The organism is Bacillus sp. FJAT-25509 (genome assembly GCF_001420605.1).
Classification (GTDB): domain Bacteria; phylum Bacillota; class Bacilli; order Bacillales; family Bacillaceae_G; genus Gottfriedia.
In genome coordinates this window covers 19,323-36,990 of record NZ_LJIZ01000013.1, presented here as the reverse complement: position 1 = coordinate 36,990, position 17,668 = coordinate 19,323, and the positions used below count along the sequence as shown (strand labels likewise).

At 32.4% G+C, this 17,668-nt stretch carries 13 protein-coding genes; 5 read left to right on the top strand and 8 right to left on the bottom strand.

Features of this window, described 5'->3' with window-relative positions; genetic code table 11:
* Nucleotides 1–75: 75 nt before the first annotated feature.
* The 3 genes from AN960_RS07540 to AN960_RS07530 form a co-directional block, all read right to left on the bottom strand.
* On the bottom strand, nucleotides 76–2,223 hold the full coding sequence (locus AN960_RS07540; RefSeq protein ID WP_056469140.1) for a YhgE/Pip domain-containing protein: 2,148 nt from the start codon (nucleotides 2,221–2,223) through the stop codon (nucleotides 76–78).
* 182 nt (nucleotides 2,224–2,405) lie between these two features.
* Nucleotides 2,406–3,503, bottom strand: coding sequence for an ABC transporter permease (locus AN960_RS07535; RefSeq protein WP_056469138.1), 1,098 nt, complete (start codon nucleotides 3,501–3,503; stop codon nucleotides 2,406–2,408).
* Nucleotides 3,500–4,420 (bottom strand): ABC transporter ATP-binding protein, encoded by a 921-nt coding sequence (locus AN960_RS07530; protein ID WP_056469135.1) that lies wholly within the window; start codon nucleotides 4,418–4,420, stop codon nucleotides 3,500–3,502. The genes AN960_RS07535 and AN960_RS07530 overlap by 4 nt, the downstream gene beginning before the upstream one ends.
* A gap of 361 nt (nucleotides 4,421–4,781) precedes the next feature.
* Here AN960_RS07530 and AN960_RS07525 point away from each other — a divergent pair, with 361 nt between their 5' ends.
* Nucleotides 4,782–5,831 (top strand): acyltransferase family protein, encoded by a 1,050-nt coding sequence (locus AN960_RS07525; RefSeq protein ID WP_056469132.1) that lies wholly within the window; start codon nucleotides 4,782–4,784, stop codon nucleotides 5,829–5,831.
* 26 nt (nucleotides 5,832–5,857) lie between these two features.
* Here the strand turns inward: AN960_RS07525 and AN960_RS07520 are convergent, their stop codons facing one another.
* Nucleotides 5,858–6,400, bottom strand: coding sequence for a PTS sugar transporter subunit IIA (locus AN960_RS07520; protein WP_390310767.1), 543 nt, complete (start codon nucleotides 6,398–6,400; stop codon nucleotides 5,858–5,860).
* Between the two features lie 281 nt (nucleotides 6,401–6,681).
* Between AN960_RS07520 and AN960_RS07515 the strand changes: the two genes are divergently transcribed.
* Nucleotides 6,682–7,179, top strand: coding sequence for a precorrin-2 dehydrogenase/sirohydrochlorin ferrochelatase family protein (locus tag AN960_RS07515; RefSeq protein ID WP_082459418.1), 498 nt, complete (start codon nucleotides 6,682–6,684; stop codon nucleotides 7,177–7,179).
* A gap of 36 nt (nucleotides 7,180–7,215) precedes the next feature.
* Here AN960_RS07515 and AN960_RS07510 read toward each other — a convergent pair whose 3' ends face one another.
* A complete protein-coding gene (locus AN960_RS07510; RefSeq protein WP_056469129.1) occupies nucleotides 7,216–9,396 on the bottom strand; it encodes a DNA topoisomerase III in 2,181 nt (726 codons plus the stop codon).
* A 347-nt stretch (nucleotides 9,397–9,743) separates the two neighbouring features.
* Here AN960_RS07510 and AN960_RS23950 point away from each other — a divergent pair, with 347 nt between their 5' ends.
* From AN960_RS23950 to pepT, 3 genes are all read left to right on the top strand, one after another.
* Entirely contained in the window at nucleotides 9,744–11,315 is a 1,572-nt protein-coding gene (locus tag AN960_RS23950) for a L,D-transpeptidase (protein ID WP_082459417.1), read from the top strand.
* A gap of 131 nt (nucleotides 11,316–11,446) precedes the next feature.
* Nucleotides 11,447–12,082: a lysoplasmalogenase gene (locus AN960_RS07500; protein ID WP_082459416.1), complete on the top strand. Its 636-nt coding sequence runs from the start codon at nucleotides 11,447–11,449 to the stop codon at nucleotides 12,080–12,082.
* A gap of 117 nt (nucleotides 12,083–12,199) precedes the next feature.
* Nucleotides 12,200–13,441 (top strand): peptidase T, encoded by a 1,242-nt coding sequence (gene pepT / locus AN960_RS07495; protein WP_056469123.1) that lies wholly within the window; start codon nucleotides 12,200–12,202, stop codon nucleotides 13,439–13,441.
* 35 nt (nucleotides 13,442–13,476) lie between these two features.
* On the opposite strand, the gene AN960_RS07490 is transcribed toward pepT, so the two are convergent.
* The 3 genes from AN960_RS07490 to treC form a co-directional block, all read right to left on the bottom strand.
* On the bottom strand, nucleotides 13,477–14,673 hold the full coding sequence (locus AN960_RS07490; RefSeq protein WP_056469930.1) for a class I SAM-dependent rRNA methyltransferase: 1,197 nt from the start codon (nucleotides 14,671–14,673) through the stop codon (nucleotides 13,477–13,479).
* A gap of 539 nt (nucleotides 14,674–15,212) precedes the next feature.
* A complete protein-coding gene (treR, locus tag AN960_RS07485) occupies nucleotides 15,213–15,938 on the bottom strand; it encodes a trehalose operon repressor (protein ID WP_056469120.1) in 726 nt (241 codons plus the stop codon).
* A 23-nt stretch (nucleotides 15,939–15,961) separates the two neighbouring features.
* Nucleotides 15,962–17,638, bottom strand: a complete 1,677-nt coding sequence (gene treC, locus AN960_RS07480; RefSeq protein ID WP_056469117.1) for an alpha,alpha-phosphotrehalase — start codon at nucleotides 17,636–17,638, stop codon at nucleotides 15,962–15,964.
* Nucleotides 17,639–17,668 lie beyond the last annotated feature (30 nt).

Genomic DNA, 17,668 nt, shown 5'->3' with positions numbered 1-17,668 from the left:
TATAACTTTTATCTATGTTATAGCACTTGGCAAAACAGTTCAATGATTTTTATATGAATTTATTTTTTCAAAAGACTAATGGATGAGTCTACTCTTCTTAGAAAGATCTACAATTTTACTTGCTCTTTTATTAATAGGTGCTTTAAGAACAACCCCCACTATAATTGCAATGATGACAAAAAGAATTAGTATTGGAAGGTCCTTATAAATCGTATCCCATACGATTCCACCAGTCGCCTCTCTTAACAAGCTTAATGCATAGGTAAAAGGCAGAAATGGATTTATTTTTTGAAAAAATGGTGGAGTTACTTGGATCGGATAAACTCCTCCTGCTCCTGATATTTGGAGAACCAAAAAGATAATACCGATACCTTTCCCAATATTTCCGAAAACCGAAACAAGCGTATAAACAATAAACGTAAATACAATGCTAATCAATAGTGCAAATAAGATAAAATAACCCCTACTTGCTGCATAAGTACCTAAGATCAGAAAGTTACCAGTAGTCACTACTAATGTCTGTAATATCCCAATAGTAATAAAGGTCAATAATCTTCCAAAATAAACTTCTCTACTCTTATATGGCTTTTCTTCATGAACTTCAGTAGTTAATAACGATACCATTAATAACGCTCCTACCCATAACGACAATGTTGTATAAAATGGAGTCAAACCTGTACCATAATTCGGTATTGGAAACATTCGATCCTTTTTTATTAGGATTGGGCTAGAATAAAAGTCACTTACCTTTTCTATATCTGTTCGAAGAAAATTAATTAAATCCTCGATGTTTCCTTTTTCTTTCGCCTTTCTAATCTCATTAGCTATTTTTTTTATTTTCGTCTCAATCATTGGTAACTCATTTACTAATTGCTGTATATCACCCTTTTTCGTTGCTAATAAAATTGATGTATCCTGAAGTACACCTTTTATTGTTGGTATACTCGTTTTTGCATCAGCCAAAACAGTCTGGGTATTTTTTATTGATTCATTCACTAATCTTGATGCTTCACTTATTTTTGGCGCTAAATCTTGATCAAAATTTCCGTTTAAACTGTTTATCTTGTTATTTATACTTGCCGCGTTCTCATTCATTTTTTGAAGTAAATTAGTCGGTAGGTCGTTTCCGCTTTGTATTGCATTTTTTAATTGAGCATTCTCATTTTGAATCGTCATTAAATCTGCTTCTAGACCTTTTAATACACTAACATCTTTACTAAAATCCGCTTTATTGCCTAAGCTATTAAACGATTGCAGAACTTGATTTAAAGAAGTAACCATATTTCTTGAATTCGGTAGTACTTTTCCGATTTCATTCGATAGCCTCATCGATTCGTCTTGACTAATTGTTTGATCCTGCAATTGTGATAATGTACTTTGTATAACAGCAGACTGGTTCTGGAGTAGGTTAAGTGTCTCTTTAATAAATGGAGTTGAATCTTGTATTGATTGGTTAATTTGATTAAAAAAGCCACTTAAACTAGCTGTTAATTTTTCACCATTCGCTACAATATTATAAATCAATTCCATGTCTTTTTTTGTAGTTTGAATAACGCTTTGTACTTTTTTATAGTCATTTAATGCTGTATTCACAGTTGTCTTTATTTCGGGTAAATCTTTTTCAAGTTTAAAAACCATTTGCTCAAATTTCTTTATTTCAGGTAAATTTGCTTGTAAATCAATTCCTATTTTATTAAACTCCTGCAATACTTCCTTACTTACGGTCTTTTCAAATTTCTTTGTAATCTCACTCGCAATACCCGTTGCACCTTTTTCAGTATATTTCGGCGCAACTATATTTAGCTTTTCATTCACTTGATAAATTAGTTCGGGTTTTTGAGGCTGATCTGTTAAAACCGTGCTAATTTTATTTGAAAAATCATTCGGTATTAAAATACTAGCGTAATATTTTCCTTGTTTAACCCCTTCATTTGCAACTTTCTTACTTGTAAATCTCCAGCCTAAAGAGGGATTTTGTTTTAAAGAATGTATTACTTCGTTTCCGATATTAATTTTATTGTTTAAGACAGTAGCACCACGATCCTCATTTACAATCGCGATCTTTAAGCCCTTTGTATTTCCATACGGATCCCAAGAGGACTTTATATTAAACCATGCATACATTGAGGGCATGATAATTAAACCAATGATAATCATCAATGCAGCCCAATTTGTTACAACCCGCTTTACATCACGAAAATAGATTTCAAATATTGAACTCACCTGTAACTCACCTAATCTTAATTTTTTAAGTAGTATGCAATAAATAATGCATAACTATTCTTAAAGTAGTATGGATGAATCTTGATAAAGAAAAGGTAAAAAAAAAGACTTTCACTAAAATTAGCGAAAGTCTTTGAATTACTTTGTTTTATCTACATTATTCATTATCTAATTTTTCGCTCTTACTCCCATCTAAAAGTACGTGCAGCAATGAAGAAGCTTACGACCATCCAGACACATAACCAGCCGAAATCTGGAAGTAAATCTCCAAATGATGCTCCGACATTCATAATATCGCGCATCGCAGTTGATAAGTGTGTGATTGGAATTGTCTTTATAATCGGCTGTAAATATTCGGGCATATTATTTACAGGGAAAAATACTCCACCTAAAAACATTAGTGGGAACGAGATGAAACCTGCAATTGGTCCAGCACTTTCTGGACTTTTCGCTAAACTTGCTATAATAAATCCAATGCTCATAAATGTTAATGTACCTAATACAACAAATAACACTACTAATAGAAATGATCCTCGAATACTTACGTCAAATCCAAAATAGCCAATTAGAATGGTTAAGATTGCTTGTAAGCTATTCAATATTAGCCTTGCTGTAATTTGCGCGGCAATAAACGTTGAGGCTCTTAATGTAGTGCCTTGCATTCGTCTTAGAACTCCTCGTTCTCTCCAAGACGCAATTTGGCCTGCGACACCATTCATATTGTTATTCATGATTTGCATTGCAATAATTCCAGGTACTAAAAAGTCTAAATATGAAAGAGTAATGCCAGCTACCCCTTTAAAGTCTGTTACGATTTTAGGTGTATACCCTGCCATTTGTTTACTAGCGGCATCAACATATGCTGTAATTGTTGCAATTCCACCTTGAAGCTGGGCTGCATTACTTTCATTATAAAGTACTTTTATTTGTGCAGGAGCGGATTTTTGTTTAGATGTCACTTGATCTTGAAATCCTTTGTTAATGACGATTACAAAATCGGTTTTACCATCAGATAATAATTTCCTAGACTTTAATTCATTTGTTTTTTGATGAATTTTAAGCGATTTTTGTTTATCTAAAACAGTTGTAATTTGTTTACTTACTTGAGTGTTGTCATAATCAATTAAGTTTACGGAATAACTAGTTGTATTCCCATCATTAAACATTAATCCAAAAATAATCATAAAGAAAAACGGAAATAATAATGTCCAGATTAGTGCTTGACGATTACGTACATAAATCCGGAGTTGGGCTAAAGTCAATTGATAATAAGCCTTCATTCTTCACGTAACCCCCTTCCAGTCATATGTAAAAATACGTCCTCAAGAGTGGCAGTTCTAGTCGATAAATCCGAAATCGTCATATCTTGATCTTTTGTATACTCAAGTAAAGCCATTAATGAAGCTTGTAAGTTTCGAGTATACAATGTAACAAAATCATGATTGATCACGACATTCATTACACTGTCTAAATGTGCAAACTTTTCTTCTTGCTCTGGTAGTTTTGTCTTAAATTCAACCGCACTCTCTGCAGAAATTGAACTAACCAGATTGTTTGGTGTATCTAGCGCAATTAATTTGCCTTTATCCATGATACCAATGCGATCAGCTAGTACATGTGCCTCATCCATATAGTGAGTTGATAAAACGACTGTTTTACCGCGTTCTTTTAGTTTTAAAATGATATCCCACAATGTTCTACGAGCTTGTGGATCAAGTCCTGTAGTTGGCTCATCTAAAAATATGATTTGAGGATCATGAATTAATGCTAATGCAATTGCTAATCGCTGCTTTTGTCCACCTGATAATCCTTTTACTAGACTATTTTGCTTTTCAGATAAAAGCATTTCATCAATCAACGGTTGAATCGGGATATGACTTGGATAAAAACTTGCATACATTTCAATGATTTCCTTTACTTTTAACAGTTCAAATAAGGATGTTGATTGGAGTTGTATTCCAATCTCTTGTTTGATTTTATATGAGTCTTTACCGATCACATGGCCTGCAATAGTAGCCGTACCTTCATCTGGTTTTCTTAATCCTACAAGCATTTCCATTGTCGTAGATTTACCAGCTCCATTTGGACCAAGTAATCCAAAAACTTCACCCTTTTCAACTTCAAAACTAATTCCATTTACAGCGTAAAAATCTCCATATCTCTTTTTAAGATTTTCAACTTTAATAATTGAGCCCATAGTTTTTCCTTCACCTCGACTAATCAAATGATTATTTAAAGAGTGCACTATCTTTTTTAATTCAGCCTGCTAAGTATATAATGCAAAACATATTTTATTTGTCGAAAGAACTGATTATTAATAATTTTTAATAAAAATTTACATTTTTTACCAACATGTATTATCTGGCGCTACACTTTACCCCCAAACTTATTTGCAGCCTTTTATGAAATATTTATTTACATTTTATAACTTGATTGTAATGTCCATGTTGTCACTTTGTAATACTCATCCGTTACAATATGTTGGACATTATTAAAAAAAATTGGCTTTAATCTGAAGTTTTTTTGCTTTAAGTAAGCCATAAAAACAAGGTGATAAAATGAAAATAGAACGTGAAAAATGGTTGGATGTTGCCAAAATGATCGGCATCTTTTTGGTTGTTTATGGTCATTCTACAGAAGGTCCGAATTCTATTACATTTATTTACTGGTTCCATATGCCCCTGTTTTTTATAATTAGTGGCTATTTATTTAAACCGGTCAATTCGATTAATGAACTTAAATTTTTTATAAAAAAACTAACATTTAGATTGCTTGTACCTTACTGTACGTATTTAGTTTTATTTAGTTTATATAACATCGCCATAGAGGTACTAAACGGAACCATTAACCAATTAAATTTATCAAAAGAAGTCCTTTCTTTGTTAATTGGTGGTAGATTTATTACTGGAGTCCATGGCGTATTTTGGTATGTGACATGTTTATTTATTACTCAAATATTATTTGCGTTAATCTGCTTATACTTTAAAAAGAATAGTACCCGTCTATTCATCGTTATTGCATGCTATTTGCTTGCACATTTTGAAACAATTAAATTAATTCCACAAGTTGGTAAAAATACCTTTAATCAAATTACGATTCCTTGGAATATGGATGTTGCTCTACTGGCTATTTTCTTTTTAGGGTTAGGATTCTTTACAAAAAAATTGTTAGCGTCCATTTCTAACTTCATTGGAATATCCTGTATTACGCTAAGCATCGGTTATATGACCCTATATGAATTGAATAAATTAGACTACCATTTAAGTCTTAAATATTTAAGATATAACCACCTATTTTTAGATGCATTAATTCCAATAACAATGACGATTGCCTTACTTTATTTATGTCAAAAGCTTGCAAAACTACAATTTATTCAGCCTTGCACAATATTTGGTAAAGAATCATTAACGATTATGTACATCCACATTTTTGCAAATGCTGTTTTTTCACAGTTTTTCGATTATGGACCGCTATTGTACACAATGATTGGCTTAGTCGTACCTATGGTTGCGAAGAAATTTATTATTGAAACACAACCTACTATAAAACCGTTGTTCATTGGTTTAAATGTAAAACGAAAACAACACTTAAAAGTAAGAACTGCATAAAAAAAATAGCCCTAGGGCTATTTTTTTTATTTTAATGTAGCTACAGCTGCATCTGAACCTCTTTGGATTGAGCCAGTTGCTGTAACTTTAATATTTTCTAGCGCATCTCCATTTGTAAAAATAACTGGAGTAATTGTGCTTTTGGCATTTTCTTTTATGTAGTCAATATTGAATGTTAATAAATGGTCTCCAGCATTAACACTTTGTCCTTCTGTAATATGAGCATCGAAACCTTCACCATTTAGTTTTACTGTTTCTAGGCCAACGTGAATTAAAATTTCAACACCCTCTTTTGAACGAATTCCAATAGCGTGTTTAGTGTGGAATACTTGTACGATTTCTCCATCAAAAGGAGCTACGACAACGCCTTCCGTAGGTGTAATAGCAAATCCATCACCCATCATTTTTTCTGCAAATACAGGATCTGGTACTTCAGATAGTGGATGTATCTCACCAGTTAATGGCGCTTTAATGACAACTTCCTTAACTGCTTCCGTAGATACAGGAGCAGATCCTTGTTGCTGTTCATTTTCCTCTAAACCGAACATTTTTTTTAATTTGTTAAACATAATACTCACCTTTTCTTTAAATTAGATTCCAGTCTTATCATTATCTTTTCATAGAAAATAATACTAATTATCCTAACAGAAAAAATACTTTTATGCTAAAGAAAAGATGAACTTTTATTGAATTATTAACCAAACTGTAGCATATCTACAATAAATGACATGAAAAATCCTCACATGAATCATTTATTAGCTAGTAGCTAGTTCTAAAAATTGGCAATACATATGATAAAATAATGATGCATTACTATTTGTCCATCCAATTAATAGATAGGAGCGATTAGATGACTGAAATGGTTCCATTAGTTTTCTCACTTCAAAACAAAAAGATAGTGATCATCGGAGGAGGAAAAATCGCTTTTCGAAAAGCAAAAGCGTTTATAAAAAGTGGTGCTTCAATTACGATTATAAGCCCAAAACTATGTGATGAATTTAAACAGTTACCTACAATAAAATGGATAAATAAGTATTTTGAAAAAGCTGACCTAACTGAAGCACATATTGTTATTGCAGCTACAGATGATAAAAATCTAAATAAATTCGTCAAAGATTGCACATCAGATTTCCAATGGTTTAATGATGTAAGTGATCAAAATAACAGTGATTTCCATACACCGGCTGTGGTTCGTAGAGGAGACCTTATTGTATCAGTCTCAACTTCTGGTAAAAGTCCAGTCCTATCAAAAAAGATAAAAAAGGAACTAGACACTTATTTTGACGATCATTATAGTGAAGTCGTAAATGAATATGCAATTGAACGAAAAAAACCAGTCATAGAGTAAACTCACATGACTGGTTCTAGTGCAGTGTCCCTGCCTTTATTGTTTTTTCAGCTTTGCTAAGGCTTCTGCAAATGGGTTGTTAAATGGTTCATCATCTTGTTTATCCTGTTGCTTTAAATATTTTTGAACGTCTCGTTTTGATACTTTACTATTTTTTTCTTTCGAACGTCGATCTTTAAAAGTAGAAAGTTTTTCTCTATGCCCACATGCACATACAAAAATTTGACCTTCTCCTTCGCCTCTTAGTTCTAAACGTTTGTGGCAATTAGGACATCTCGCGTTAGTTGACTGTGAAATTGTTTTACGATGACCACATTCCCTGTCCTGGCACACTAACATTTTTCCACGTTTACCGTTTACTTCTAACATAAGCTTTCCGCAGTCAGGACATTTAGTACTTGTCATGTTATCATGCTTAAATTTTTGTTCAGTTTGTTTTATTTCTTTCACTGCATCTGAAGAAAAACTAATCATTTCACTCATAAATTTAGATTTAGCTAATTTACCTTTGGAGATAGCTTGAAGCTTCTGCTCCCACTCGGCTGTTAGAGCTGGTGACTTCAATGCTTCTGGAACAAGATTTAATAATTGTTTGCCTTTATTTGTGATGAAAATATCTTTTCCCTTTTTTTCAATTAAAAAGCTACTGTAAAGTTTTTCAATAATATCCGCTCTTGTTGCAACTGTTCCCAATCCGCCTGTTTCGCCAATCGTCTTTTTTAAATCATTACTATTACCAGACATAAAATGAACTGGATTTTCCATTGCACTTAAAAGTGTGGCTTCATTGAAGTATGCTGGTGGTTTCGTATACCCTTTTGTTTCAATTACTTTAGCGACTTCAAGACGCTCATTTTCATTAATAATTGGTAATCGTTGATCTTCTGTACTGTCAAGATCGTCTTCGTCTTTAAAGACTTCTTTCCATCCCAGTGATATAACCCTTTTACCTTTGGCAACAAATACTTCGTTATCAACTTCTGCAATAACCTTTTCCTGTTCATATACGTACGGAGGTAGTAAGACTGCTAAAAATCTTCTTACGATTAGTTCATATATTTTAAATTCTTTTGAAGAAAGTTCACTCAATATAGGCGCCTGCTCTGTTGGTATAATCGCATGGTGATCTGAAACCTTGTTATCATCTACAAATGACTTATTAACTTTAATCGGTTGATTCGTTAACTTCATAATGATTTTTCCATAAGGTTTTATGTTACATGCTGATAAACGTTCCTTTAATGTATCAACTAAATCCGATGATAAATATCTTGAATCAGTTCGTGGATATGTGACAACTTTATGGTGTTCATATAACTTTTGCATGATGGATAAGGTTTCTTTAGGTGAAAAGTTAAATCTTTTATTCGCTTCTCTTTGAAGCTCAGTTAAATCGTAAAGCTGTGGAGCAAAAGATTTTTTTTCGGCTGTTGAAACTTCATTAACCTTTAGTTGTTTTCCTTTTATAGTTCCAATAATTTTTTGTAATTCATCGGACGTTTTAATTTTCTGGTCATTCGACTTACGATTTTGCCACGTAAAAGTTACATTATTTGCTAATACTTGTAACCCATAATAAGTTTGTTGCTTAAATTCTTTTATTTCCTTTTCACGCTCTAAAATCATCGAAAGTGTGGGAGTTTGAACCCTACCACATGAAAGTTGAGCATTATGCTTACAAGTAAGTGCTCTTGTTGCATTTATCCCCACAATCCAATCTGCCTCAGCTCTTGCTACAGCAGAAAGATATAGATTTTCATATTCCTTACCACTACGTAAATTTTCAAAGCCTTTTTTTACTGCCTGATCTGTGGCAGAAGAAATCCACAGTCTTTTAATTGGTTTATTAACCTTTGCCAATTGAAGAATCCATCTTGCAACAAGTTCACCTTCTCGCCCTGCATCCGTTGCGATCACGATATCTGAAACATCTTTTCTTAATAATTGAGTTTTTACAGCTTGAAATTGCTTGCCTGTCTTTTTAATAACAACAAGCTTTAATTTATCTGGAATCATTGGTAAATCTTCTAAATTCCATGACTTATACTTATTATCATATCCCTCTGGATCAGCCAAAGTCACAAGATGCCCTAGTGCCCAGGTCACAATATACTTTTTACCTTCTAAAAAACCATTACCCTTTTGATTGCACCCTAGCACTTTAGCTATATCTCTAGCAACTGAAGGCTTTTCCGCTAATACTACAGTTTTACTCATATAATACTCCTTAGTTTATTTACAAATTTCTTATTAACTAACTTTAACACTTAAGACAGGGGAAAGGGAAGTGAACGGAATACAATAGGGAAAACCTAAATTACAGGATTAAAGAAAGAGGGTAAATTATGACAATATAAGATTTAAAAAATACATTTATTCTACAAAAATATCCGTTTTTTCTTTTATTCTACCTAATTTTACTATATTTTCCTCTCTTCCTGTTTTTTCAACAAATGTTCTTTTTTTTGCTGAAAATTGACGTTTTATTTTATTAGAAAAACAAAGGAATTCACTCTATATATGGCAAATTTAGTAATTAAATTCCATATATAAGGAGAGAGACAATGATAAATAAGATTGTATCTGTACTTTTGGGGGTATTTTTATTCCTTTTACCCACTGCTAATGCAACTTCTTTTTCTCAAGGTTTTAGTGATGGTGAGTTATCGAAATATATAGATAATCTAAATTTAAACACTACTGAAGCCACTTTTGGACAATCGATTGAAGTTGGTTTAACAACTAAAGAACATTTCGACAATGTATCTTTAACATTTAAAAATGGAACTAATTTGACAGAAGTTTTACTAAAAAATCCATCGTCATCAGATCTTTACTATTCTGGAAAAATAGGAGTTGCAGCTTCTTTTATAAAAGGTACTTATCAACTTAGTTCAATTACGCTAGGTGATCAAACTCTACCTGTTTCAGACCAGAATGTTAAATTTATAATTAAAGATTTACCAACCCCAAAAATCAATCCAATTACTAATAAATCTACTTCAGTATCAGGAGCATTTTTAGAAAAAAGCAGTGTCCAAATTCTCATCAACAATAAGCTGGTAAGCACTGTACAAACAGATGCAAAAGGTAATTTTCTATTCAATACTAAACCTCTAAAAGAATTTACTAAAATAAATGCAGTTGGTGTTTCAATTGGATTAAAAAGTAAAATTGCTACATCATATGTTTCAGATGTAATCGCACCTTCTATCACTTCAATACCTTCAATTTCAGATCAATCTCAAAGTATATCAGGTAAGTCGGAGCCGAATGCTGATGTTCTCATTTACTTAAACAAGAAAGTATTAGCAAAAGGTAAAGTTAACACGGCAGGTAAGTTTACTATTAAAATTGCGAAGCAAAAGGCAAACACAGTTCTTCAAGTTGTTGCAGTTGATAAGAGTAAAAATCAAAGTAAACCTGTTTCAATTCGTGTATTAGATCGTACTGCACCTGCAGCACCTACAATCCAAACAGTTAAAGAAAATGCTACTGTCATTAGTGGAAAAACAGAACCAAATGCTTCCGTTAAACTGTATTTAAACGGTAAATATACTGCTAAAACGGCTGCATTAAACAATGGTAGTTATACTTTTAAGGTCAGTAAATTAAAAGTATTTACGCCTATAAAAGTACAATCAATTGACGCTGCTGGAAATCAAAGTAAGCCTTCATTTACTGAGGCAAAGAGCTCCAAACCCCTTTCGAATGGACAGCTAATTATTATTAATACAAATACAAATAAACTTTCATATTATAACAAGGGAAAACTAGTTAAAACATTTAGTGTAGCAACAGGAAAAGCTTCGAGTCCTACACCTACTGGAAAGTTTAAAATCGTAAATAAAATTAAAAATAGACCTTGGTATAAAGAAAATATTCCTGGAGGAGCTCCAAATAATCCACTAGGTAAAAGATGGATGGGCTTAAGTGTCGGTAGCGCATACGGAATACACGGAAATGCTAATGAGAGCTCAATCGGAAAATCAGTTAGTCACGGTTGTATCCGAATGCATAACAGTGAGATCGAATGGTTATTCGATCAAATAAATGTTGGAGCAACAGTTATTATTGCAAAATCCTCTAATACAAATGGGCAAATTGCTCACGCATATGGTATTTCTATCGCATAAAAGCAAACCATTTATGGTTTGCTTTTTTTATAGTTTAATAGACTACTATCTTTATTTCTAATAGCATTCTTTACATTTTTCACTGATAATATTTAGTAAAAAGGAAATAGTTAGAAAGGGGTAATTTTATTTTGAAGAAGTATTTACCTATACTTATTTTATTTTTTGGTATTCTCTATATCTTTTTTATTCCTTCAGAACCTGTGAGCATAAAAATACTATTTAAGGTAATTCCAATGGTGTTGATTATTAGTTATGCCTTTTCACAAATTCCTTATCAATCAACTAAATATCGTGCTCTTATATTTTTAGGTCTTATTTTTTGTATGATTGGTGACGGAACGTTAATCTGGTTTGTTGTTGGTTTAAGTGCTTTTCTAATTGGGCATTTGTTTTACGCTGCTGGTTTTATATCAGGATGGAAATTTTCAATTTATCGCGTACTAGCGATCATTCCAATTGCAATTTATGCGTTTTTTCTATGCTCTAATTTAGTAAAATCGTTAAACGAAAGTGGACAGGAAAACTTAGTTATTCCGGTAATAGCCTATTCAGTAGCAATCTCTTTGATGGTATTTACAGCCATAATGACTGGAAACAAATGGGCTATTTTTGGGAGTTTATTATTTATCATTTCAGATTCTATCTTATCGTGGGACCTATTTGTAGAAAGTGTTAAATATGGTCATGAATTAATCATGATTACCTACTACTCGGCACAGTTTTTAATCGCTAAAAGCATTTTAAATAGGAACAGAGTTGCGTAATATTTTACTTTCAAATATAGAAAGAACTACAATATAAATATAGCCTCTTTTCGCTAAAAGTAAAAAATGAAAGCGTATTACCCAAGAAATATGAAATGTAAAAAAGGAGATTTTCATATGAAAAATGAGTTAATTAATCGTTTAATTAGTTATGCAAAGGTTGATACACAATCAAATGCAAGTAGTGAAACATGCCCTTCTACACCTGGCCAATTAACTTTGGGCCGCATGTTAGTGGAAGAGTTAAACAAAGTTGGATTAGTTGACGTAACAACGGATGACAATGGTTATGTAATGGCTACACTTCCGGCAAATTCCGACAAAGATATTCCAACAATTGGATTTTTAGCGCATTTAGACACAGCGACAGACTTTACAGGAAAAAATGTTAACCCTCAGCTAGTTGAAAACTATGATGGAAATGACATCGTTTTAAACGAGAGTTTAAATGTAGTATTATCTCCAAGTCATTCACCAGAGTTAACTAAATATATAGGTCATACATTAATGACAACTGATGGAACAACATTACTTGGTGCAGATAATAAGGCTGGAATCGCTGAAATTATGACTGCGATGGAGTATTTAGTTCAACATCCGGAAATCAAACACGGCAAAATAAGAGTCGCATTCACACCAGATGAAGAGATTGGTAGAGGCCCACATAAATTTGATGTAAAAGCATTTGATGCTAAATATGCTTACACAATGGACGGTGGTCCACTAGGAGAGCTTCAATACGAGAGCTTTAATGCTGCAGGAGCAATGATTACGGTAAAAGGTAAAAATGTGCACCCAGGTACTGCTAAAGGTAAAATGATAAATTCTATGAAAATTGCCATGGAAATAAATAATTTATTACCTGTTGAAGAAGCGCCAGAATCAACTGAAGGTTACGAAGGCTTTTATCATCTAGTATCAATTGAAGGTGATGTAGAGCTAACAAAAATGCACTACATAATTAGAGATCATGATAAAACAAAATTTGCTAATCGAAAAGAGACATTGTCGAATATTGTAAATCAATTAAAAGAAACACATGGTGAAAATACCATAATTTTAGAATTAAAAGATCAGTATTATAATATGGGTGAGAAAATCTTACCTGTTAAAGAGGTTGTTGATATTGCTCACGAGGCAATGACAAACCTAGAAATCACACCAATTGTAGAACCAATTCGTGGTGGTACAGATGGATCACAGCTTTCATATATGGGGCTACCTACTCCAAATATTTTTACAGGTGGAGAAAACTACCACGGTAAATTTGAATACATCTCAATCGACAATATGGCTAAAGCAACGAATGTTATGATTGAAGTAATCAAATTATATGAACAAAAAGCAACTTCAAAGTAAAAAAGTAGGACTGACAGATCTGTCAGTCCATTTTTTTACTTTATTTTACGAATAAATACGACTTTTAAATAGTTACCTTCTTTAAACTGTTTACTTGTTTTAAAATCATTAGGTAGGCTGAATTCTTCCATTAATTTATATTGCCCGCCTAATTCCTTAAACGCCGTGTCAATAAACCCTTTAAATTTATTCATTCCAAAAGTACTACAATTCGTTGAAGCAACAATTACACCATCATTTTCTGTAATCGTAATCGCTTCTTTCAACAGGTTCTTATAGTCCTTTTCGGCACTAAAGGTATGTTTTTTAGATCTTGCAAAGCTTGGTGGATCTAAAATAACCATATCAAATAAAAGGTTCTTTTTTACTGCATATTTAAAGTAATGAAATACATCCTCAACGACTATGCTTTCGGTAGAAGGATCAATCCCATTAATTTTAAATTGTTCTTTTGTTTTATCTAAGCTCCGATTAGCTAAGTCAACACTAGTAGTCTTACTAGCCCCTCCTACTGCTGCAAAGACAGAGAATGCGCCTGTATATGAGAAAGTATTTAAAACTGTTTTCTCGTAAGCATATTTATCTCGAATTAGCTTTCTAACTTCGCGTTGATCCAAAAATACGCCTACCATTGCTCCATCATTTAAATAGATAGCAAAATTAACTCCATTTTCCTTTACGATAATAGGAAATTGACCTCTTTCCCCCATCACAAAGTCATCTTCTTCAATATACTGACCTTTTGTATCGAAGCGCTTCTTCTGATAAATCCCTTTGAATTCGACAATATTCTCTAATGCTTGAATAACCCAATCTTTGAATTGATAGATTCCTTCGCTATACCAACTAATTAAATAAAATCCGTCAAAAAAATCTATCGTTAATCCGCCAATCCCATCGCCTTCTCCATTAAATACTCTAAATGCTGTCGTATCAGAGCTATTATAAAATTGTTTGCGGTCTTCGATTGCTTGTTTAATTTTATCTTCAAAGAACTTAGGACTAATCTTTTCATGCTCTTTTAGGCTAAGAATCCAACCTAAACCCTTATTTTGCTTTCCATAGTAACCCTTTCCGATAAAACCATTACGCTCATCTACTAGATTTATTATCGTACCTTCACTTTTTAAATCTTTACTATTCACGATCGATTCTTTTGAAATTAGTGGATACCCGGTTTTATAATCTCTTACAAATTTTTGTTTAATTTTTAGATTCATTTCTTTATCCATAAGCCCATCCATTCATCCTCTTTTTTACTCATTATTTCCATTATCAACTTTTATAGTGTGACCTATTAGTCAAAACTGTAGATTTTGATATTATATAATCTTTTTCTATGAAATAACCGCTGAAGCCATTTCGCGCACATCACGCTGTCAAGTCTTTAATTATAACATGACAATCAAACAAATGACTTATTCTCTATATTGCAATCTCTCTTTTTACACTAATCAACTCTTTTTCTTAGCAAGAATGTTCGTAGTTTTATAATAGGAAACATAGAATAATCTCTTTCACTTAAAGGACCAGGGAATTACTCCCGCTAGCCATTTTATTTTTAATATCACAAATACCTTTTGATGTAATACTAAACAAATAGAGGACTTAAAAGAAAATAGCATAATTTCTTTTGGAAATAGCCTTTTATTCGTGCACGTAAGAACTTTTTAGCTATAAAAAACACCCCTTATATTCAATGTTGCCCGACAGAGGGTATTTCCAACATCTACTTTAAGGGGTGTAGTCTAAATTGAATAAGGTTTTAAATTCATTCATTAACCTGTTTTATTCTTCTAGCAAAATCAACAAATTTGAACTTATCAGGCCTATGTCTAGATTGACCGTATTGTAATAGAGAACCATCGTCTAAGTATACGAATGTATTTACAACTACTACCATATCATAGCCATCTAAATCTAAATATTTTTGGTCATCTTCTGTACAAGCTTGTACGACAATTTCTTTTTTCGCAAAGCCAATATTTAAGTGTAGAGTATTTTCTATATAGTCGAAAATTGACCCTTCGCAGATTGACCTTGAAAGTTTTTCGACATAAACACTATTGTAGTACTCTTTGTCTAAAATTATTTTTTTCCCGTCGATTTTTCTAGCTCTAACTACTTTCCAAATCGTGGTTTGGTCATCTATTTCTAGTTGTTCTCTTATAAATTTACTAGGCCACTTCTTTTCAAGAATTTCTACAATCGTTTCTGCTTCTCTACCGATTTGATTTGATAATTCTTTAAAACTAATTAAACCTGTTACTGGGAAATTTAATTTTGCAGTGTCTAAAATAAACGAACCTTTGCCTTTGACTTTATTTATATAACCGTTTTGTTCAAGCATTTGTAATGATTTTCTAATTGTATCTCTAGAAACATTAAATTGCTCCATTAATGACTTTTCAGAAGGTATTTTACTACCAACAGTAAAAGCTCCTTTTTCAATCTGTTCAATTAACTTATGATAGATCGAAATATACTTTGTGTTCATTTTCATCACCTAGAAAAATTTTATTATATTCTCACATTTTTCTCAAGAAGGTAACAAATTGACTCATATGGACGCAACGTAAACTCAGTTAAATCTTGACTAGAATCCTTATAATTTGAAATTAATATCTGCTTGTCATACTCCCCAATAGCAATATCTTCTGGTAACTTAAAAAGAGCATCCTCGCCATAAAAATTATTAACGACTAACAACATTCGATTATCAAGCTTACGAGTGTATGCAAAAATTTGTTCATGATTTAGTAATAAAGAATCATACGTACCTGTCGAAATTATATCGAATTCTTTTCTTAAATTAATTAGTTTTTTATAATGATGAAACACTGAATCTTCATCAACTAGAGACTTTTCGACATTTATTTGTTCGTAATCTTTTCCTGTTGAAATCCAAGGTGTACCAGTAGTGAATCCTGCATGTATTGAACCATTCCATTGCATAGGCGTACGAGAATTGTCCCTAGATTTACTCTTTAAAATGGCTAATATTTCACTTTCTGGAACACCATTTTCTTTTAATATTTTATAATAATTTAAGCTTTCTACATCTCGATAGTCTTCAATTGCGTCAAATTTAGGATTAGGCATTCCAATTTCTTCACCTTGGTAAATATATGGCGTTCCTCTTAATAAATGCATTGTAGTAGCAAGCATTTTGGCTGATTCTTTATGATATTTTTGATCGTCTCCAATACGTGAAACAATACGTGGCTGATCATGGTTACACCAAAATAGGGCGTTCCATCCATTTCCTGATTGCATACCTTTTTGCCACTGATCCAGAATTGACTTAAGTGACATAAAATCAAAATCCATTAATGACCATTTTTGTCCATCTTTATAGTCAATTTTTAAATGATGAAAGCTAAAAACCATCGATAACTCATTCTCAGACGGATTTGAGTATCGAATACAATGGTCGATTGAAGTTGAAGACATTTCACCAACAGTAATGATTTCTTCACTCTTACCAAACGTCTCATTATTTAACTTCTTTAAATACTCATGAATTCGAGGTCCATCTGTATAGTATTTTCTGCCGTCACCTATTTCGTCATCAACCATAACTTCTGGCTTAGAAATCAGATTAATGACATCCAAACGAAATCCTTTTACGCCCTTATCAATCCAGAAATTAACGATATCGAATAGTTCATTTTGTACCTCACTATTTTCCCAGTTTAAATCTGGTTGAGTTTTATCGAAGAGGTGTAAATAATATTCATTCGAATTCTCAATGTTTTCCCAAGTAGAACCACCAAATTTGGAAATCCAATTCGTTGGCTCTTTTCCGTCCTTTTCTTCCCTAAAAATATAGTAATTTTTATATTTTTCATCTCCGTCAAGAGCTTTCTTAAACCACTCGTGTTCTGATGAAGTATGATTAAAAACCATATCCAGCATTATTTCTATATCACAGCGTTTGGCTGCCTTCACTAATTCATCAAAATCTTCCATTGTTCCGTATGCTGAATCAATCTTTCGATAATCTGCGACATCATAACCATTATCATTTTGAGGAGATACATAAAATGGAGTAAGCCAAATGTAGTCAACACCTAATTCTTTTAAATAATCAAGCTTTTTTGTAACTCCTCTTAAGTCTCCAAAGCCATCTCCATTCGAATCATAAAAAGACTTAGGATAAATTTGGTATACGACACTGTTCTTAAAATCCTTCATTTTGATAATCTCCTTGATTTATAAATAAAT